Origin of the sequence: Roseivirga sp., assembly GCF_965216855.1 — a bacterium.
GTDB lineage: Bacteria > Bacteroidota > Bacteroidia > Cytophagales > Cyclobacteriaceae > Roseivirga.
This window is the reverse complement of record NZ_OZ244204.1, coordinates 1,660,001-1,680,369: the sequence shown is the minus strand read 5'-3', so window position 1 is coordinate 1,680,369 and position 20,369 is coordinate 1,660,001. Positions and strand designations below refer to the sequence as shown.

The 20,369-nt window shown below is 41.0% G+C and carries 17 protein-coding genes and 1 tRNA gene; 14 read left to right on the top strand and 4 right to left on the bottom strand.

Annotated elements, in window-relative coordinates; genetic code table 11:
* Positions 1 to 22: 22 nt before the first annotated feature.
* The 11 genes from ACOOEY_RS07550 to ACOOEY_RS07500 all read left to right on the top strand — a co-directional run bounded on the left by ACOOEY_RS07550 (position 23) and on the right by ACOOEY_RS07500 (position 13,604).
* Complete coding sequence (locus ACOOEY_RS07550) at positions 23 to 1,504, top strand: hypothetical protein (protein ID WP_420388057.1); 1,482 nt, start codon at positions 23 to 25, stop codon at positions 1,502 to 1,504.
* Positions 1,505 to 1,663: 159 nt separating this feature from the next.
* A complete protein-coding gene (locus ACOOEY_RS07545; protein WP_420388056.1) occupies positions 1,664 to 4,981 on the top strand; it encodes a VCBS repeat-containing protein in 3,318 nt (1,105 codons plus the stop codon).
* Between the two features lie 70 nt (positions 4,982 to 5,051).
* Entirely contained in the window at positions 5,052 to 6,017 is a 966-nt protein-coding gene (rfaD, locus tag ACOOEY_RS07540) for an ADP-glyceromanno-heptose 6-epimerase (RefSeq protein WP_420388055.1), read from the top strand.
* A 1-nt stretch (position 6,018) separates the two neighbouring features.
* Positions 6,019 to 6,462 (top strand): hypothetical protein, encoded by a 444-nt coding sequence (locus ACOOEY_RS07535; RefSeq protein ID WP_420388054.1) that lies wholly within the window; start codon positions 6,019 to 6,021, stop codon positions 6,460 to 6,462.
* Positions 6,452 to 6,979 (top strand): hypothetical protein, encoded by a 528-nt coding sequence (locus tag ACOOEY_RS07530; RefSeq protein WP_420388053.1) that lies wholly within the window; start codon positions 6,452 to 6,454, stop codon positions 6,977 to 6,979. The genes ACOOEY_RS07535 and ACOOEY_RS07530 overlap by 11 nt, the downstream gene beginning before the upstream one ends.
* Positions 6,976 to 8,841, top strand: a complete 1,866-nt coding sequence (locus ACOOEY_RS07525) for an SGNH/GDSL hydrolase family protein (RefSeq protein WP_420388052.1) — start codon at positions 6,976 to 6,978, stop codon at positions 8,839 to 8,841. Before ACOOEY_RS07530 ends, ACOOEY_RS07525 begins: the two co-directional genes overlap by 4 nt.
* A gap of 63 nt (positions 8,842 to 8,904) precedes the next feature.
* Positions 8,905 to 10,749, top strand: coding sequence for a hypothetical protein (locus ACOOEY_RS07520; protein WP_420388051.1), 1,845 nt, complete (start codon positions 8,905 to 8,907; stop codon positions 10,747 to 10,749).
* Position 10,750: 1 nt separating this feature from the next.
* A complete protein-coding gene (locus tag ACOOEY_RS07515; protein ID WP_420388050.1) occupies positions 10,751 to 10,900 on the top strand; it encodes a DUF5989 family protein in 150 nt (49 codons plus the stop codon).
* A gap of 12 nt (positions 10,901 to 10,912) precedes the next feature.
* Positions 10,913 to 12,736, top strand: coding sequence for a carbamoyltransferase (locus ACOOEY_RS07510; protein WP_420388049.1), 1,824 nt, complete (start codon positions 10,913 to 10,915; stop codon positions 12,734 to 12,736).
* On the top strand, positions 12,726 to 13,115 hold the full coding sequence (locus tag ACOOEY_RS07505; protein WP_420388048.1) for a hypothetical protein: 390 nt from the start codon (positions 12,726 to 12,728) through the stop codon (positions 13,113 to 13,115). Before ACOOEY_RS07510 ends, ACOOEY_RS07505 begins: the two co-directional genes overlap by 11 nt.
* Positions 13,116 to 13,184: 69 nt before the next feature.
* Complete coding sequence (locus ACOOEY_RS07500) at positions 13,185 to 13,604, top strand: 6-pyruvoyl trahydropterin synthase family protein (RefSeq protein ID WP_420388047.1); 420 nt, start codon at positions 13,185 to 13,187, stop codon at positions 13,602 to 13,604.
* A gap of 108 nt (positions 13,605 to 13,712) precedes the next feature.
* On the opposite strand, the gene clpX is transcribed toward ACOOEY_RS07500, so the two are convergent.
* From clpX to ACOOEY_RS07480, 4 genes are all read right to left on the bottom strand, one after another.
* Positions 13,713 to 14,939 carry an ATP-dependent Clp protease ATP-binding subunit ClpX gene (clpX, locus tag ACOOEY_RS07495; protein ID WP_420388046.1) on the bottom strand — a complete coding sequence of 409 codons (1,227 nt, stop codon included), beginning with the start codon at positions 14,937 to 14,939 and terminating at the stop codon, positions 13,713 to 13,715.
* Between the two features lie 4 nt (positions 14,940 to 14,943).
* Entirely contained in the window at positions 14,944 to 15,612 is a 669-nt protein-coding gene (locus ACOOEY_RS07490; protein ID WP_420388045.1) for a ClpP family protease, read from the bottom strand.
* 95 nt (positions 15,613 to 15,707) lie between these two features.
* Positions 15,708 to 17,060 carry a trigger factor gene (gene tig / locus ACOOEY_RS07485; RefSeq protein WP_420388044.1) on the bottom strand — a complete coding sequence of 451 codons (1,353 nt, stop codon included), beginning with the start codon at positions 17,058 to 17,060 and terminating at the stop codon, positions 15,708 to 15,710.
* 41 nt (positions 17,061 to 17,101) lie between these two features.
* A tRNA-Leu gene (locus tag ACOOEY_RS07480) sits at positions 17,102 to 17,183 on the bottom strand.
* A gap of 109 nt (positions 17,184 to 17,292) precedes the next feature.
* On the opposite strand from ACOOEY_RS07480, the gene ACOOEY_RS07475 reads away from it, so the two are divergent.
* The 3 genes from ACOOEY_RS07475 to ACOOEY_RS07465 are packed head-to-tail and all read left to right on the top strand — an operon-like array spanning position 17,293 to position 20,364.
* Positions 17,293 to 19,512 carry a RelA/SpoT family protein gene (locus ACOOEY_RS07475; protein ID WP_420388043.1) on the top strand — a complete coding sequence of 740 codons (2,220 nt, stop codon included), beginning with the start codon at positions 17,293 to 17,295 and terminating at the stop codon, positions 19,510 to 19,512.
* 50 nt (positions 19,513 to 19,562) lie between these two features.
* Entirely contained in the window at positions 19,563 to 20,021 is a 459-nt protein-coding gene (locus ACOOEY_RS07470) for a Fur family transcriptional regulator (RefSeq protein WP_420388042.1), read from the top strand.
* 1 nt (position 20,022) lies between these two features.
* Positions 20,023 to 20,364, top strand: a complete 342-nt coding sequence (locus ACOOEY_RS07465; RefSeq protein ID WP_420388041.1) for an STAS domain-containing protein — start codon at positions 20,023 to 20,025, stop codon at positions 20,362 to 20,364.
* Positions 20,365 to 20,369 lie beyond the last annotated feature (5 nt).

Here is a 20,369-nt window from a genome sequence, read left to right as displayed (position 1 = left end):
ACTCAAAAAAAGAATGAGAAAAATGAAAAATTATAAATTACTGATTGTAGCATTAGCTTTTCTAACGATCATCTCTGGTTGCGAGGATCTCGAAGTAGAAAACCTGAACAACCCGAACAGACAAGCTTTGCTAGCTAACCCTGCTGAGTACCCTGCCAGTATTAATGGTGCGTACTCTGCTTTCTGGGCAGCATTGCAACAAAGTAGCCCTAACTTCCCTCTTTCTGTGATGGCTCAAGGCCCATCTATGTCTTGGGGTAACTGGGGTGCTAGAGACTTAGGTACTATTCCAAGACAGTCTTTACAGAACAACCTGACTTACTCTAACAGAGCAATTTTTACTCAGGCTTGGAATGGATTGTACTCTGCTATTGGTCCTGTTAACAACATTCTTGGAATTATTGCTGAGGATGATGTAACTGTACCTGATGCAAATGGTGTGGATATCACTGACCAAGTGGTTGCTAATGGTAAAGCACTTCAAGGTCTTGTTATGGGTTACTTGTCATTACTTTATGACCAGGCTTATATCACTGACGAGACTACCGATCCTACTTCTCTTTCATTCAGCCCTTATGGTGACGTGAATGATGCTGCAATTGCCAAGCTTCAAGAAGCTATCGCTTTGTTCGCTGGTTCGAACAATGTATTGACTGGTTTCAACCAGCTTACTTACACTGGTGACGATGCGGCTAACCTTCTTAGAGGTTTCATCGCTAAATTCGAAGCACTTCAAGCTAGAAATACTACTGAAGCAAGCGCTGTAGATTGGAACAGAGTTCTTTCTAACTCAGCTAACTCTGTAGATCTTGCACCTGTTGGTGACGGTGGTTTCACATGGTGGCACAGACTTCTGATCCAAGGTCAGGATGCACTTTGGGCCAGAGTATCACAGAAAGTGATCAAAATGATGAACCCATCTAAAACTGATGCTGAAGTACCTTACCCATGGCCTGATGGTTTGGCTGTTCTTCCTGAAATCTCTAACCCAGATGATTCTAGACTAGGAACAGACATTACTTATGCTGGTGCTCCTGATTTCTCAGCAGCTAGAGGTTACTACTTCTTCAGTACTTACGATTATAGCCGTTATGAGTCTTACAGAGCTGGATTTACCGATCCAATGGTATTCCTTTCATCTGAAGAGGTTGATCTTCTTCAAGCAGAAGCTCTTGTTAGAACTGGTGGAAATAAAGTAGCTGCAGCTGGCCTTATCAACAACACTAGAGTAAATAGAGGTGGTTTGGCTCCGCTTACAGGACTTGAGTCTGATGCTGACCTGTTGAACGCTATTCTTTATGAAAGAATTGTTGAGTTCACATGGCATGGATCATGTAACATCTGGTTCCACAGAAGAATGATGACTCCTGCAGGAAACACTGATGCAACTAACTTGTATTATCTGGAGCCTGCTTCGGCTAGACACTTGCCAGTACCTGCTGACGAATTGTCTATCTTTGGTCTTCCATTCTATACATTCGGTGGTAATCAGCCTGAGCAATAGAATTAATTGAAATAATTATAAAAGAGCCACTTCTATTAGGAGTGGCTCTTTTTTTATAGAATAATTTATTATATCTCCTTCCGCCTCTGGGATAACTTTCTTAAGTTCAGGAACTGACAGTGTTGCTTGACACTATTTTTTCAACCTTAAAACTAACTCATGAATTTTCAAAGGCTTCTTGGAGGTTCACTGCTATTGCTATTGCTGACTTTAAGTTGTCAGAAAGAGGAAAATGGCAATGCCTTATTCTCCCTGGAAAACGAGTCTGGAATTAAATTCACCAACCAACTCTCTGAAAGCGATTCTCTAAATGCATTTCGGTTCCTTTATATCTACAACGGTTCTGGTGTAGGTGTCGCTGATCTGAACAATGATGGATTAAAAGATGTGGTCTTTGCTGGTAACATGGTTACAAGTAAGATTTTCATCAACAAAGGTAACTTCAAGTTTCATGAGCTGGATCCGGTTGAGTCAGGCTTTGAAACCAAATCCTGGGTACATGGAGTAACAATAGCTGATATTAATAATGACGGTTATGACGATATATACTGTAGCGTTGGGGGAGTTGGGGCGAGTACAGGTAACCTACTGTATATAAATAATGGAGACTTAACCTTTACAGAAAAGTCTATAGACTATAATTTACACGACAAGTCTCTGACAACACACTCGGTCTTTTTTGATTACGATAATGATGGAGACCTTGATGCTTACCTCATGAACTATGAGAATAACCCTAATAAAGATCCAAATACTATCAGGCCTAAAGACCAGACAGGAAATACAATAAGTCAGGATAGATTATATAGAAATGATGGAAGCAGGTTCACGGAGGTAACCGCTCAGGCAGGAATTCATGAAGAAGGATATGGCCTGGGTATTTCCGTAAGCGATTTTAATAATGATGGCTGGCTTGATCTTTATGTCAGTAATGATTTTATCTACGATGACCTCCTATACCTGAATAACCATGATGGTACCTTTAGCGAGTCCCTGGATAAGTATGTGGCGCATACCAGTAATTTTGGGATGGGTATAGATGTGGCGGACCTTGACAACGATGGTAATACGGATATTGTGCAGGTAGATATGCTACCTGAAGACAATAGGAGGCAAAAGAAACTTTTGAGCGGACTGAATTACGATCGGCATCAGATGCTGGTTCAGCGGGGGTACACGCCTCAATACATGCGTAACTCTATGCAGCTCAACACAGGTAGGGGCGGCTACCAGGAGATTGGTATGTTAACTGGTATTAGTAATACGGACTGGAGCTGGAGCCCATTAGTTGCTGATCTTGATAATGATGGAACGAGAGATATCTTTATCACTAATGGTTATGTTAAGGATGTTACTGATGTCGACTTTAGAGATTATATCGTTAATGAGAGTCGAAACTCAAACATGCCATTCGATCCCAGTGTTATCGTTAGTTCATTGGAAGAACTGAACGGTGAAATGGTTCCCAACTATGCCTATAAGAACTTGGGGGGGCTTCAATTTGAAAATGTGGCGACAGCGTGGGGGCTTGGTACACCATCTTTTTCTACCGGGAGTGCCTATGCTGATCTGGATAATGACGGTGATCTTGACCTCCTGGTAAATAACCTCAATCAACCATCATTTGTCTATAAAAACAAGGCCGTAGAAAGAGATAGTACTAACTACATTCAACTTAATCTATCTGTTAATAATAATTCCTTATTGGCCATAGGATCAAGGGCCGAGGTCTATTTTGACGGTAAGGTAATGGTGGCTGAGATGAGTCCATTCAGAGGATTTCAGTCAAGTGTTGACCCGGTTTTGCACTTTGGATTGGGAAGTAGTACTACTATTGATAGTTTGGTAGTTATTTGGCCTGATCATACAACGGAAATCATTCTTCGACCCGAATTAAATCAAAGGATTGAGTTGAATAAAGACGGTTTGGTACTTCCTGCTATTAAAGCTAGCAATGAACCAAGAATCGACCTCTTTACCAATAAGTCCTCACAACTAAACTTCAATTATAAGCATAAGGAATCGCCATTCGTAGACTTTAAAAGAGAAGCTCTGTTACCTCATAAACTATCCACAGAAGGTCCCATATCTGTTGTTGGCGATGTAAATAATGACGGTTTGGATGACATCTATATAGGCAGTGCAGCAGGTCAGAAGAGTAAATTATTCATTCAGGTGCACAACATTCAGGAAGCCACTTTCAGGGAGGTAGATTTTCCCGAGAGTCTTAGCTTCGAAGATGCTGACGCTATCTTTGTTGATATTGATATGGATCACGATCTGGACTTATATGTTGTGAGTGGTTCTAATGAATTTAAAACAGAATCAGCTTCATACAAGGACAGGCTCTATTTAAATGATGGGAAGGGTAATTTTTCCATTACGAGTGACAGGTTACCTGAAATCTATGTTAGTGGTAGCAAAGTGGTTTCAAACGATTTTGACCACGATGGCGATTTGGACCTGTTTGTGGCTGGTCACGTCCTGCCGGGCAGTTATCCAATGCCTGGCACAAGTCAATTGCTTGTCAATGAAGGTGGTATACTGATAAACAAGATAAAGGAGATTGCACCTGAGTTGGAGCACCTGGGTATGATTAAAGACGTGATTTGGAGTGATATTGATAACAATGGAGAGGGTGAACTGATTCTTGCCGGTGAATTCATGCCTATCTCTATTTTTAAGTGGACCAATGGGAAATTTGTCAATCAAACCAAACAAGCTGGTCTGGCAGCTTATTCCGGTTGGTGGAATTCCATCGAATTGGCAGATTTAGATCAAGATGGCGACCTGGATATTATTGGAGGAAACCTGGGACTGAATAGCAGATATAAGGCTAGTCAGAATGAACCACTTTCAGTTTATGCGAATGATTATGACGCGAATGGTCAACTCGATGCTGTAATTGGTTATTACAATAATGGCCAGGAATATGTGATTCATGACCGTGTTACTCTGACCCAACAGATTTCTGCTATCAAAAAGAAATTCCCTAAAAACCTGGCTTTTGCAGAGGCTACCTTAGACCAGGTGTTCGATGAGAAGTCTTTGAATGAGGCATATGTAGTACGGGCTACTCATTTCCAGAGCTCAGTCTTCATCAATAATGGTGATGGACAATTCCAAATGGTACCGCTTCCTGTGAGAGCACAGTTTTCACCGGTTAATGATATCCTCGTTTTTGATTATGATAAGGACGGTCAGCTTGACATCCTGATTGGAGGTAACTCCTACGCACCGGAAGTCTTTAATGGAAATATTGATGCTCAGGCTACTCTATTGTTGAGGGGTCTTGGAAATGGTCAGTTTCAGGCTAACCCATTATTTGGCTCAGGTTTTGTCGAGAAGGGAGTGGTGACCGATTTGGATGAAGTTGTAATTGATGATAAGCCTTATCTGCTGGCTTTAAAAAATAATGAAGCCGCAGGATTATATGCAATTTCAGACTCTAAGTCTTTCCGAAGATCAGGCTTTTAGAAGGGCATATCTTAGCATAATTCTTATTTAAATCACTTTTAACAGGTATCTTTGGCCACCAAAGTATCTTATGATAGTAGTAACAGGAGCAGCAGGATTTATTGGGAGCGCGTTAGTACAAAGACTCAACGAAGAAGGGTACAAATCCATTATTGTCGTTGATCATTTCGATAACAGCGAGAAGAATAAAAACCTTCAGGGAAAGGCTATTCAGGAAAGAGTGGATAGAGATGTTTTCTTTGATTGGTTAGATAATAATGGTGAGCAGGTAGAGTTCATTTTCCACTTAGGCGCTAGAACTGATACAACAGAATTCGATCTGGACCTGTTGAGCAAACTCAATACGGAATACACCAAAACTATTTGGAATCTTTGCATTAAATATCAGATACCATTGGTCTATGCTTCATCTGCAGCTACCTATGGTGGTGGAGAAAATGGCTACGATGACGACCATGAAGTGATACCTAAACTGGAGCCATTGAACCCATATGGCGTTTCGAAAAATGAATTCGACAAATGGGCACTTCAACAGTCAAAAACACCATTCTTCTGGGCCGGACTTAAGTTCTTTAATGTTTATGGGCCTAACGAGTATCACAAGGGCAGAATGGCCTCTGTAGTGCTTCACGCTTTTAAGCAGATTTCAGAAACGGGTCAGATGAAACTTTTCCGTTCACATAACCCAGATTATAAGGATGGTGGACAAATGAGAGATTTTGTTTATGTAAAGGATGTGGTTGATGTATGCTTATTTCTGATGCATCATCGAAAGGATTCGGCTATTTATAACTTGGGAAGTGGCAAGGCGAGAACATTTCTGGATCTGACTAACGCTACATTTAAGGCCTTAGACAAATCCGAGAATATTGACTTTATCGATACACCAATCGATATTCGCGATAAATACCAGTATTTTACAGAAGCGAATATGAACAAGCTGAAAGGTATTGGCTATACTAAGGAATTTACTACCCTTGAAGAGGGGGTGAAGGATTATGTTAGTAATTATTTGATTCACGGTAAACATTATTGAAATGAAGAGACTATTTGTTGTTTTATTGATGCTGGGTTTATCAGTGAACTTAATGGCACAAAATAAACCCGTTAAGCAAAAAGGAGATAGTACTGTATACTTTTATGGTACTATGAAATTAAGCTCAGGCATGCATGTCATGACCAAGATTGATTCAATATCAACTGAGTCAGAAAAGGTTGAACAGTTGTTGCTGACTATCAATGAGTCTAACAAAGCCCGTGTCCTGGGTTTTGCAAGAACGGAATTAGGCAATAACAGGCTGTCTGCAAATATTAACAAAAAGACCAATATACTTGAAGTCAAGCCTACTTTGAGAGAGCTCAAAGCCGCGATGGATGAGTTTCTTAGAGTGAACGATGGAAAGGTATATACCCTAATGCAGTTCATGTTTAATAAGCCGGGACAAAACGAAAAAATAAGAGTTCAGAGGTATGAAGAGTAAGATAGCTGTCCTACTGTTAGTAGGAATGATGGTTTACTCCTGCGGGAGTAAGCAAAAGTATGTTGTTTCAGAAGAGATAGACATAGAGTTCTGGGGAGATATTGAAGACGGAGATTGGATTGAAATTGATGGAATGAAAATCTATCACGTCACAAATGACACCTTGGGAGATTGTAATCTGGACTATGAGCACAATTACCTTGTCCTTAATGAAGGATCTGATGATAAAGTATATATGCCTTCTACAAGTTATTTCACCTGTCTTGATGAAGGAAACTGGGTGACTAGAAAACTCACCTTTGGCGATTTGGCTCAAAACCTTATTTCAGTATTGAATGAATTCGGGCAGCAAGATTCTAATTCGTTACAGTTGCCATATAGAAATGAAAACAATACCCTGCAAACTACCTTGGGGAAGCTTCGAATAAGAAGGACAGACGGTAAGAAAATTAGGGTGACCACTAGTGAGGGCTATAAAGGCGCTGTTCAAAAAGTAAATTCCGGACAAGCAGGATGAAAAAATCCAAGAAGAGGCTCTTTTACCTGATTACCGTTTCTATTCCATTTGTCTTCTTCTTGTTGTTGGAGGTAGTTCTTCGAATCTCGAATTATGGAGAACAACCTCCTGTGTTTATATCTGATGTTGCTGCTTCTGAATATCTCATCTTTAATCCGAAAGTTTCTGAGCGCTATTTTGCACAAAAGGAGTTCAGCACTCAGGGACAGTATGATGTTTTTCTGAAGGAAAAGAGCCCGAACACGGTTCGCATATTTGTTCAGGGAGCTTCGACATCAGCTGGTTTTCCGTATAATCATAGCGGATCTTTTCCTCGTTTGCTGGAACAGAAATTACAACATCAGTATTCAGACCGGAATATTGAAGTGATCAACACCAGCCTGGCCGCTACCAATAGTTTTACCCTGCTCGATTTATCAGATGAAATTATAGAGCAGAAACCCGATATGGTAATTATATATGGAGGGCACAATGAATACTACGGAGCACTAGGAGTAGGTTCCAGTCAATCCTTTGGTAAGTCAACCGCTGCGACTAACTTCTATCTGCGACTTAAGAATGTAAGAATCGTCCAGTTGATGAAAAATATTGTCAAAGGAATTTACAGTGTTCGCATTCAGGAAGATGATCAACAGACTTTGATGGCCAAGATGGTCAAGAACGAAAGTATTCCATTCGATTCAGATCTCTATCACCGAGGCATAGATCAATATAAAACCAATATCACTGCTTTACTCACTAAATATAAGGAAGCGGGAATTCCGGTTTACATATGCACCCTGGTGAGTAACCTGAGAGATTTTGAGCCTTTTGAGTCGGCAGAAGATTCAGAGTACAATGCAGAAGAAGCCTTTAAACAGGGTAGAAGCATATTGGATACTGATAGTTTAGGCGCTAAAGCCAAACTATCCGATGCCCGCGATTTCGATCTGCTTAAGTTTCGGGCACCGTCCGCCATTGAGCAGGCAGTGGTGGAAATAGCACAGGAGCTGAATGTTCCAGTGATTGATACTCATGATGCTTTCGAAAAAAACAGTGACGAGGCAATCATAGGTAATGAGTTACTTTTGGAGCATGTTCATGCTAACCTCAATGGACAACGCCTTTTTGCAGAAACTATCTACAACTCAGTTAGTGAATTATTGACTCAAAAGGGGATAAGGGAAAGGCCACTAGCTGAAGAGTTTGACTATATAACTGCAGAAGTTGATAGCCTTTACGGTACTACATTGTTAAAGCAGTTACTCAACAACTGGCCGTTTACAGATAATGCCACTTCTCCTTCAGCTCCAACCAATGATATAGAAAGATTAATTATTGGAGAAACTCCCTGGGTAGCAGTGATGAACTCGAAGTATGTAGAGCAGATTCAGTCAGAGCCTGCTAAGGCCTTAAGAACGGCAAAAGTTCTGATGCAGGAATATCCACACCAAACTCAACCATACATCATGGTAGGAGAGTCTTACAACAAGATGGGGGACTATGAGAAGGCAGAGATATTTTTGAGTAGAGTGCCTAAAAACCTGGCTACTCTCGATGTATATAAAGTCAGGCTCACAAACCTGATAGATATGAAAAACTATAGAGGGGCCATTCCTATTGCAAGAGTGATTCAGCAAACTGAGGCTACTCTTCCTAACCAATATACGCTCCAGGCATTATCAGATATTTCAGCAGTCAACTGGACTGACCTGAATACTCAAGCCATTCAGGCGGAACCCGATAAACATGTAAAGGCTTTGGGAGCTCTCTTTTATCTAAAGAGAACTGAAGAGGTCAATACATTGTATCAAAAACTCAAAGTAGCTCTACCAGACAACGAGGAATTAAAACGACTGGCAAACACTATTCAGCTCAAGTAGTTAAGTATAATATTTATTTGAACTGATTAATCCTTTCTGTTTCAGAATTGTCAATAAGACGACATGAAACTAAGCTACTATCTAATCACAGCACTGGTGCCCGTGGTTTTCTTTCTGTTATTTGAGGGAGTTCTAAGGTTGTTGGGTTATGGACAAGATCAACCTGTGGCTTTTATCTCCGACCCCATAGATTCTCAATACCAGATTATGAATCCGCAGGTGTCAACCAGATACTTTTCCGATGCAGCTTTTGCACCCGTTGGGGCATACGACCTTTTTAGAAAGGAGAAAACTGATTCCACGTTCAGAATCTTTGTACAAGGCGCCTCTTCATCTGCAGGCTTCCCCTTCCGCTCTGCTTCATTCCCCCGATTATTGGAGCAAAAATTACAGGCTTATTATCCACAGCTAGATGTTGAGGTAGTCAATACCAGCCTGGTAGCCACCAATAGCTATGCAATACTCGACCTGACAGACGAAATCATTGAGAAACAACCTGACCTGGTTATTATATATGGAGGTCACAATGAGTACTATGGTGCATTGGGCGTAGGGTCAAGTCAGAGTTTAGGAAGGTCACCAGTAGTTACAAACTTTTACCTCAGGCTTAAGAATGTGAGGATAATGCAATTGGTCAGGAATATGGTCAAAGGAATATATGCCACTGGAGCTACAAGCGATAGAAGTGAGACACTGATGTCCAAAATGGTTAGAGAAGAATCTATCCCACTGAACTCGAAACTATATGAAGCCGGTCTGAACCAATACGAATACAATATTGCTAAGACACTCGAAAAATATAAGGAGAATCAGGTTCCTGTTTTCCTGAGCACTCTGGTGAGTAATTTGAAAGATTTTGAGCCCTTTGAGAGTTCAGTACAAGACAGTGCCATGTTCTTTTTCAATAGAGGAAAGGAGTTTCTTAACAAGGGCCAGGCTAAGCCCGCAAAGGAGGCTTTCACTCAGGCAAGAGACAGAGATCTGCTTAAGTTTAGAGCAACTTCTGGGTTTCAGCAAATCGTACGGAAGCTAAGCAATGAGCATGATGCGCGCCTGCTAGATATGTATGATGCTTTTGAGAAAGCCAGTCCAAATGAGATTATAGGTAACGAGCTCTTAGTGGAGCATGTGCATGCCAACCTGAATGGTCAAAGACTCTTTGCGGAAACGGCATTTCATGAAGTAGTGAACTATCTCGATTCGCAAGGAATTGAACCAAGTGCTCCTGAGAGTTTCGAGTTTGCCATTGCCGAGCTGGATAGTATGTACGGTTATCAATTGGCTAATCAGCTGATGCAGAACTGGCCATTTACCGAAAAGGCTGTTGATCCACAGGCCGAACCAACCTTTTTAGATAGACTTACCTCAGGCGAAATTTCATGGGTTGGCATAATGAATGAGAATTTCTATGAGAATATCGGTAAGAATCCTAAACAGGCCCTATCAACGGCTAGAGTGCTTCTACAGGAATTTCCAAATCAATTGCAGCCATACCTGTTTGTAAGCCAGGCATACACTGCCTTAGGTCGCTTTGATGATGCTGACAGGATATTGAATTCAGTTCCTGATCGCCTCATTACAAGAGAAGTGCTTGAAAACAAAGTGAATAATAGCTTAAGAGCGAAGAGATATTCTGCGGCCTTATCGTATGTAAGTGATTTACTAAAAGGCCAGTCCGATATTCACTATAACAAAGTGAAAGAGTCTCTTGAAGTTATAACAAACCAGCATAGTTTACCCTTCAACCGGAGAAACGTGCTGGCAAATGCTGATCAGTTTATTCAAAAACTGGAAGCTTTGATTTTCCTTCAAAATTTGGATGAGGCCAAAGAACTTAATGATAATTTACTTAAGTTGATCCCTCAAAATGATGCTTTAAAAAGGATCAACCAGAGAGGAGTTTTTTAATATGAATCAGTTTAGAGAGTTACTACAATTCATGGCCGCTCGAAAGAGACTTTGGCTGGCACCAATCATCATCGTACTACTTCTGCTAGGCCTGTTAATTGTTTTTGTAGAAGGCTCCGCCATAGCGCCATTCATTTACAGCATGTTCTAAACTTGCTTGTTGATGTACATCTTAGGTATTTCTGCTTTATATCACGATTCTGCTGCCTGCATCATTCATAATGGTGAAATAATAGCTGCAGCGCAGGAAGAACGTTTTACACGACTTAAGCATGATTCTGGTTTTCCTGTTAATGCTATTCGTTTCTGCCTGGACTATGCCCATATCAGTTTAGATCAGGTAGAAGAAATAGCCTTCTATGAGAAGCCATTGTTGAAGTTCGAAAGGGTACTGGAGAACTTCTTTCATATTGCTCCCGGAGGGTTTACCAGCTTTGTGAAATATATTCCTGCATGGATTAAGCAAAAGGTGTTTTTCAGAAAGTTTCTGAATGACCAGTTGAAGGCGATGAACCTGGGAGGAGTCAAACACCTGAAGGTAAACTTTGTAGAACATCACTTGTCCCATGCCGCCTGGGCATATTATACCTCGCCATTCAAAAGTAGTGCTGTACTCACTATTGATGGAGTGGGTGAGTGGACAGCGTCTTCTCTTTATCGGGCTAAAGAAGCAAAGTTTACAGTCTTAAAGGAACAGCATTATCCACACTCCCTCGGTCTCCTCTATTCATCATTCACCCAGTACCTTGGGTTCAGGGTCAATGATGGTGAATATAAAATGATGGGATTGGCTCCTTATGGTAGTGCAGACTCTGATATTTATAGAAGAGTTAAGGCGGGCCTTGAAGAGCATATGGTTAAGGTGTTCAATGATGGTTCTATTGAATTGAATCTGAAATACTTCAGGTTTCTTTATGGTGAGAGTATGATCGATGCAGATCAGTGGAAGGCTCTCTTTGGGCTCGCTGTCCGAAAGGAAAAGGAGGGCTTAACACAAGCCCATTGCGATGTGGCGCTGGCAGCACAAGACTTCACAGAAGAAGTTGTAGTGAAACTAGCCCGTCACATTAAAGAAATCACCGGAGAGTCAAATCTATGTTTAGCCGGAGGAGTAGCTTATAACTGTGTGGCTAATGGCAGACTCATTAGAGAAGAGATATTTGATAATATCCATATTCCCCCCGCAGTGGGAGATGCTGGATCGGCTGTGGGGGCGGCACTTTTTTGTCACCATGTTTCAGGCAATGGGGCTGCTAAACAGGATAAGTTCCTGAAAAATAAAATCTCATTCCTGGGCCCTGAATTCAGTGATCAAGTGGTGAGCTCACTTCTTCAATCTAAGGGGCAACTAAGTACATACTTTTCAGAGGACGAACTACTGGCACAGGTTGTTGACAGCCTTGTTCATGGTAAAGTAGTAGGCTGGTTTCAGGGAAGGATGGAGTTTGGTGCGCGGGCATTAGGTGCCAGGTCAATCCTGGGGAACCCGATGAAATCCGATATCCAGAAACAGATTAATCTAAAAATTAAGTTTCGGGAGTCTTTCAGACCTTTTGCGGTGATTTTACTGGAAGAAGATCTCAAAGACTATTTTGAGTTGAAGATGGCCTCACCCTACATGGCCATTATTACCGATATCTTAGAGTCAAGAAGAAAACCTCTACCGAAGAACTTCAACACTTTGTCAATCAGAGAAAAGTGTGACTTCGTTAACTCTGAATTCCCTGGCATTAGTCATGTCGATTATTCAAGTAGAATTCAGACAGTAGATGCAGAAACTAATCCATTGCTATATAAACTGTTAGTGGCTTTTAAGAGGGAGACAGGCCATTCTCTACTCATCAACACAAGTTTTAATGTGAACAATGAGCCAATTGTTTGTAGTCCGGAAGAGGCGTATCAGTGTTTTTTAAAGACAGATATGGATGCGCTTGCCCTGGGAAATCATTGGATGGTTAAGTCAGGAAAGGAGAGTAATGAAGCTTAAGAAAATAGCCAATCCCCACGGAATCATTGTTGGCCTATTGGCAGGTTTGCTGGTGATTCAGTTGATCATGGCGAAAAAGTACCCCGAGGAAAGTGAAATACTGGGTTATGTTATCATAGGAATTGCTGTTTTGAGCGCCTTGTTTAAATCATTTGCTTCATGGCTGGCCACACTTTGGATGGCGTTTGGAATGCTCTTAGGTAAGATCAATGGTGCTATCTTACTAACTCTGGTTTACTTTCTTATTCTTACCCCTTTGTCATGGCTTAAGAAGTTATTTTCTCCATCCACTACTTTCAAACCCCTAAAGGAAGGGGATACGAGGTTCATCAACCGAGATCATACCTACTCTGAAAAGGATATTCAGCATCCCTGGTAGAGGAAATATTCCAGGTTGAAAATCCCTTTGTCTCTAAAACCATTATATTTGCAGCCAATTTGATAATCAATGGTTTACGTCAGCAGAAAAGAACATTTTAACGCAGCACATAAGCTTTATAACCCCAATTGGAGCGAAGAGAAGAACGTAGAGGTATTTGGACCATGTGCTAATGCAAACTGGCATGGCCATAACTTTGAGCTCATAACTACGGTAAAGGGATTGCCTGACCCAGAGACTGGTTTTGTGGTAGACCTGAAGCAGCTTTCTACCCTTATTAGAGAAGAAGTGGTAGACAAGTTAGATCATAAGAACCTAAACGTAGATGTTGATTTTATGCTGGGGAAAATGGCTAGCTGCGAAAACCTGATTATTGAAATCTGGAAAATATTGGCGCCTAAAGTAGATGCGATTACTCCTCAAGGTCAGCTGCATTCTCTGAAACTTTATGAGACTCCAAGAAACTATGTCGAGTACTTCGGAGAGTAAGAGAAAATCAGAAAACCAACATCTTACAATTCAGTTGGCCTTATCTGACATCTGACATCTGACATCTGACATCTGACATCTGACATCTGACATCTGACATCTGACATCTTAAGCCACCTTCAACTTCTTGAACTTCGACTTTTCAAATTGCTCACGGGCGTATTTCTTGTCGATAACCAGCTCATGGGTTTCCTTGTCAGAAGGAAGCTCGAACATGGCATCCGTCATAATAGCTTCACAGATGGACCTTAACCCTCTGGCTCCGAGCTTATATTCAAGTGCCTTTTCTACGATGTAGTCTAATGCACCCTCATCGAAAACGAGCTTCTTCTCCTCCATATCAAACAGTTTTGTGTACTGTTTAATAAGAGCATTTTTAGGTGCTGTAAGAATGTTTTTAAGGATTTCAGGGTTCAATGGATTCAGGTGGGTTACAATCGGCAATCGACCGATTAATTCAGGTATGAGCCCGAAGTTCTTTAAATCCTGAGCATTCACATATTGATGCAGATTGTCCTTATCAACCAACATCTGCTCGTCCTTGGCTACCGAGAAGCCCAGTGGTTGGGTATTCAGTCTGCTCGCAATATGGCGGGCTATTCCATCAAAGGCACCACCACAAATGAATAAGATGTTATCTGTATTAACAGAAATCATCTTCTGATCAGGGTGTTTTCTTCCCCCCTGAGGTGGAACATTAACAGCTGTACCCTCTAGCAACTTCAAGAGAGCCTGCTGAACACCCTCTCCACTCACATCTCTGGTGATGGAAGGGTTATCAGATTTTCTGGCAATCTTATCGATTTCATCAATATAGATGATACCTCTCTCGGCAGAGTCTACATCGTAATTGGCTGCTTGCAGTAGTCTGGTTAGAATGCTTTCCACATCTTCACCCACATATCCTGCTTCAGTAAGAACAGTAGCATCGGCAATACAGAAAGGTACCTGAAGTATTTTTGCCAGAGTTTTGGCAATGTATGTTTTACCTGTACCCGTTTCACCAACCATGATGATATTGGATTTTTCAATCACAATATCATCATCGTTAGATTTCTGAATCAATCGTTTATAGTGATTGTAAACAGCAACAGAAATTACCTTTTTAGCTTCATCCTGACCAACAACATACTGATCGAGATACTTTTTCATCTCAACAGGTTTGATCAGATTGAATTTAGGAGAGTCTTCTGAAGATTTGGTTTTCATCTCTTCAGCAAGAATCTGGTTGGCCTGAGTAATACAATGATTACAGATATGAGCATGTATGCCCGATATCATCAAGTCAACATCCTTTTTATTTCGTCCGCAAAATGAACAGGTAACCTCTGCCATAAAATTATTTTTTAGTGAGCACTTCGTCAATCAGACCGTACTCTTTTGCTTCAGCCGCACGCATCCAGTAGTCTCTGTCAGAGTCCTGCTCGATTTTATCATAAGGCTGACCTGTGTGTTTAGCTAATATTTCGTACAAATCTTTTCTCAGCTCCTGCATTTGTTTGAGAGTTATTTCCATATCTCTCGATTGCCCTTGCATACCACCACTAGGTTGGTGAATCATGATTCTGGAGTGAGGAAGAGCCGCTCTCTTTCCTTCTGCACCTGAGCTCATGAGCACAGCCGCCATTGAAGCAGCCATTCCTACACAAATGGTTGAGACATCAGGTTTCACCAATTGCATAGTGTCATACATTCCTAATCCTGCATATACCGAGCCTCCGGGGCTGTTGATGTACATGGTAATGTCTCTGGTCGGGTCTGCTGATTCCAGGAACAGCAACTGAGCTGTTATAATATTGGCGATATTATCATCAACGCCCATGCCCAAAAAGATGATGCGGTCCATAATCAATCTGGAGAAAACATCGATTTCTGCAAAACGAGTAGGTCTCTCCTCAATTACAGAACGGGTCATGTTCTCTACATGGTTGGTATAAGCATCAAATGTACTTCCGCTAACTCCTTGATTATGAATGGCGTATTTTCTGAATTCTTCCTTGTTGATCATTAGTTTCTATAACCTTTTAACTGAACAAAAATAAAAAAAAAGCCCTTCCGCAAAAGGACTTTATCTTAACATCTTACTCCGGTCAAAGGTTCGGTCTATGCATTGACAATCTCCTTGAACTTATCAAGGCTTACCTTTTTAGACTTGATATCTATCTGAGACTTAATATGCTCCAACACTTTTTCCTGTTGAACCTGCTCAGCCATCTTCATGTAATTCTGACCATTCTCACCTTGTAAATAATGCTCAACGAATGAATCCATTTGATCTGCCATTTGCCCAAGACCAGACCCCATAAACTGGGCTTCGATCATTTTTCTGGTGGCTTCCTTGATGTCTTCATGTTCAGCTTTTACCTCGCTATCCTTCGAGATTTGACCTGAAATAAGATTCCATCTTAGTTGGTCAGCATATTGATCATACTCGTTTTCCAGGTCAGCATCGGTGATTTTACCTTCACCAGTTAGCTTAAGCCAATCTTTAAGGAAGGCATCAGGCAAGTTGATAGTCGTGTTTTTGATCAGCTCATCCTGAATGGTCTTATTCAACCAGGCATTGGTTTCTCTCTCGTAGTTTTCAGAAATGGTATCAGAAACTTTGGCTCTGAATTCCTCTTCAGTTTTCACGGTATCCGGACCGAATGTCTTATCGAAAAGCTCCTGATCAATTTCTGCCAGTTCTCTTCTGTTTACATTCTTCACCTCAAAGTTGAACTTCAGATCAATACCTTCGAGTTCATCTTCTGTTTTACCCAATTGAGCTGCCTGCTGAGATTTTTCTTTGTAAAGTTTAGCAAGATCGACCGCGATTACATCGCCTTGTTTCTTGCCTACAAATTTCTTCGCATTGGTTTTTGTGAACTCTGAAGGATCGATTGTGGTGTCATGCGTGATGTCTGAAGACTCCTGGCTCAATGTACCGAAAAGCATATCTCCTTCTTCGCTCACTTCAGGATTGGTCATTTTACCAAACTGAGTTCTTACATTTTCTACTGTTTCGTCAATCACCTGATCATTTACCTCAATTTCGTACTGGGTAACTTTTACTTTCTTACCAAGATCAACGGTGAAGTCTTCAACCAGACCAACATTGTATTCAAACTCAAAGTCCGACTGAGTATCCCAGTCAATCGCTTCAATTTGTTGCTGGTTTGGAATAGGCTCTCCAAGAATCTTTAGCTCATTGTCTCTGATGTAGTCCTGAATGGCATGACCAACCATGTGGTTAATCTCATCGACTAGAATAGACTTGCCATACATTTTCTTTACAAGGCCCTGAGGTACCTTGCCTGGTCTGAATCCTTTGATCTGGGCCTTCTTGCTGTAGTCCTTGATCTTTTCATCTACCTTCGATTGATAATCAGCTTCGTTTAATTTAACTTTAATTGAAGCGATGTTAGAATCTTTTTTGTCCAGAGTAATATCCAATGCTCTACTGTTTTTGTTCATAAATAAAAACCCTCCAATCTTGCGACCGAGGGTTCAATTTGTGCGGATGGAGGGACTCGAACCCCCATGCCCTGAGGCGCTAGATCCTAAGTCTAGTGCGTCTACCAATTTCGCCACATCCGCTTGCTGTTTTGAAATGGACTGCAAAGGTATATTATTTCCGATTGAAGTCAACAAATAGTTTGCTTATTTTTTTAAAAGTTTTGACCTTTCTCTTAAGTAACAGAATTATATGATAGCAGTTGATCTAGAAGCAGAAAGAAAAGAGATATTAAGGAGGTATAGAAGACTGCTCAGAAAGGCTAAACCTTTTCTGAAAGACAATGACGCCAAGCTCATCAAAAAGGCTTTTAACTTATCGGTAGAGGCCCACAAGGAGATGAGACGCAAGTCAGGAGAGCCATACATCTTTCATCCTTTGGCCGTTGCCGAAATATGTGTTGAGGAAATTGGGCTCGGCACAACGTCTATAGTAGCCGCACTTTTACATGACGTAGTAGAAGATACCGAAATAGAACTCGATGAGATTAAGGAATCTTTTGGTCCAAAGGTGGCCAAGATCATAGATGGTCTTACTAAGATTTCCGGTGTATTCGATCACGGAAGCTCGCAACAAGCAGAGAATTTTAGAAAAATGCTGCTCACCCTGTCAGAAGATGTGAGGGTCATTCTTGTGAAGCTGGCCGACAGGTTACATAATATGAGAACGCTGGGCAGCATGCCGAGACATAAACAGTTGAAGATAATTTCGGAGACTATTTATTTATATGCTCCACTCGCTCACCGTTTAGGACTTTATGCCATTAAATCTGAACTGGAAGACCTCTGGCTGAAATATACAGAACCGGAAGTCTATGAAGAATTGGTAGCTAAAATTGCCGAAAGTAAGACGTCAAGAAACAGATTCATTAAAAGCTTCATGAATCCAATTCTCGATGAGCTAAATAAAACAGGGTTCAACTTTGAAGTAAAGGGCCGGCCAAAGTCTATCTATTCCATTTGGAATAAGATGAAGAAGCAAAACATTCCTTTCGAGGAAGTTTATGATCTGTTTGCGGTAAGAATCATTTTGGATACCCCTTATGATCAGGAAAAGGCAGCCTGTTGGCAAGTGTACTCTATCGTGACAGACTTCTATACCCCTAATCCTGACCGACTTCGTGACTGGGTGAGTACGCCCAAGGGAAATGGATACGAATCACTGCATACAACGGTAATGAGTAGAACAGGTAGATGGGTTGAAGTGCAGATCAGGACTCAGCGCATGAATGACATTGCAGAAAAGGGATATGCAGCTCATTGGAAATACAAGGATGGTATGAACCCGGCCCATGAATCCGGCTTGGAGTCCTGGATCCAGAAGGTTAGAGATATGCTGGAGCAAAATGATACAAACGCTATTGAGTTTGTTGACGACTTCAGGTCTAACCTCTTTAATGAAGAAGTCTTTGTTTTCACTCCTAAAGGAGATCTTAAAATATTGCCAAGTGGAGCAACGGCACTCGATTTTGCTTTTGATATTCATACAGAAATTGGGGCCAAATGTCTTGGTGCTAAGGTGAATAACAAACTGGTACCGCTCAACTATCAGTTGAGAAATGGAGATCAGGTAGAAATATTAACCAGTAATAAGCAACGGCCCAATGAAGATTGGCTGCGCTTTGTGGCTACCTCAAAGGCGAAATCTAAGATTAAGGAGACACTAAAAGAGTCGAAGAAGCAGGCCGCCATTGACGGAAAGGAAATCGTCCAACGTAAGCTCCGTCAAATGAAAGTTCCATTCGATGGAGATGTGGCCAATCAGCTACGAGCCTATTTCGATGAGAAAACAGTCACAGAATTCTATTATAAAGTAGGAAGAGGAATTATTGATCCCTCACAGATCAAGAACTTCAAAGACTTCAAGAAAGAAAGGCAAAAAAGTCAGCGAGTAAAAACCAAGAAGTTTGAGTACTCAGACGACATTAAGAAAGTCGAAGAGCTCGGCAAAGATATTCTGCTCATTGGTGAAGATATGGATGTGCTTGATTATCGTTTTGCCAGATGTTGTAACCCAATTCCTGGCGATGATGTATTCGGTTTCATAACGGTCAATGAAGGAATAAAGATCCACCGAACCACCTGCCCGAATGCCCCGGAGTTACTGTCAAGGCATGGCAACAGGATTGTGAAGGCCAAATGGATGTCGCAGCAGCAGAACGCCTTCCTTGCTGTCTTGAGAATTATTGGTACTGACAGGGTCGGGCTAATGAGAGATGTAACCGATATTATTTCCAACGAGCTAAAGGTGAATATGCAGTCCATTAGTATTGATACCGAAACTGGTATTTTCGATGGTCAGATTCGACTCTATATCAATAACACTAAGCACCTGGATGAACTCATTAAGAAGCTCGAAAAGGTAACGGGTGTCATGAGAGTTACCAGGCATGATTCAACTGAAGTGAACTAGCTCCGTTGTATTAACTAAACTATCTTATATTTGCACCCTAACCCAGACAAATGGCGCTAAATCCAAAGGTTTTTGATCAGGTAAAGCAGATATTCACAGCATATCTGGAAAATAAAGGTTTGCGAAAAACCCCTGAGCGCTTTGCTATACTAGAAGAAATCTACACACGAGACGGACACTTCGATGTAGAGTCGCTTTATATTAGTATGAAGAATAAAAACTATCGTGTCTCAAGAGCAACAGTGTATAATACACTCGACCTGTTGGTGGAATGCGATTTGGTTACTAAGCATCAGTTTGGTAAAAATATGGCCCAGTATGAAAAGTCTTACGGCTTTAAGCAACATGACCATATATTAATGATGAACTCTTCGGATGTTATCGAGTTTTGCGATCCAAGAATTCAGAATATAAAGAATACGCTGGAAGAGATGTTTGATATAGATATTATGCATCATACACTATACTTCTTCGCAAAACCAAAATCAAAAAACACCAAGGCAGAATAATATGACATTCAACAGTGCAGAGAACAATGGAGTGCTAGTGCTCAAATTGGAAGGGAATCTTATTGGTGAAGAAGTTGGATCAGGTCTGCTTGATGCCGCAAATGATGCCATTAATAAAGGAACATTGCTTTGTGCTATTGACATAAGCGATGTTAAATACATCAACAGCAGTGGTATTGGTGTTTTGATTACATTACTTACAAAATTCAGAAATAACGAAGGAGAGGTGGTGATTGTCAATCCTTCAGAGCATGTCAAAAAACTGTTGATCATAACTAAATTGACAGCCATATTCAAAATAGCCGATTCTGTTGAAGAGGCCATTCAACAATTAAAATCCTGAGAGAA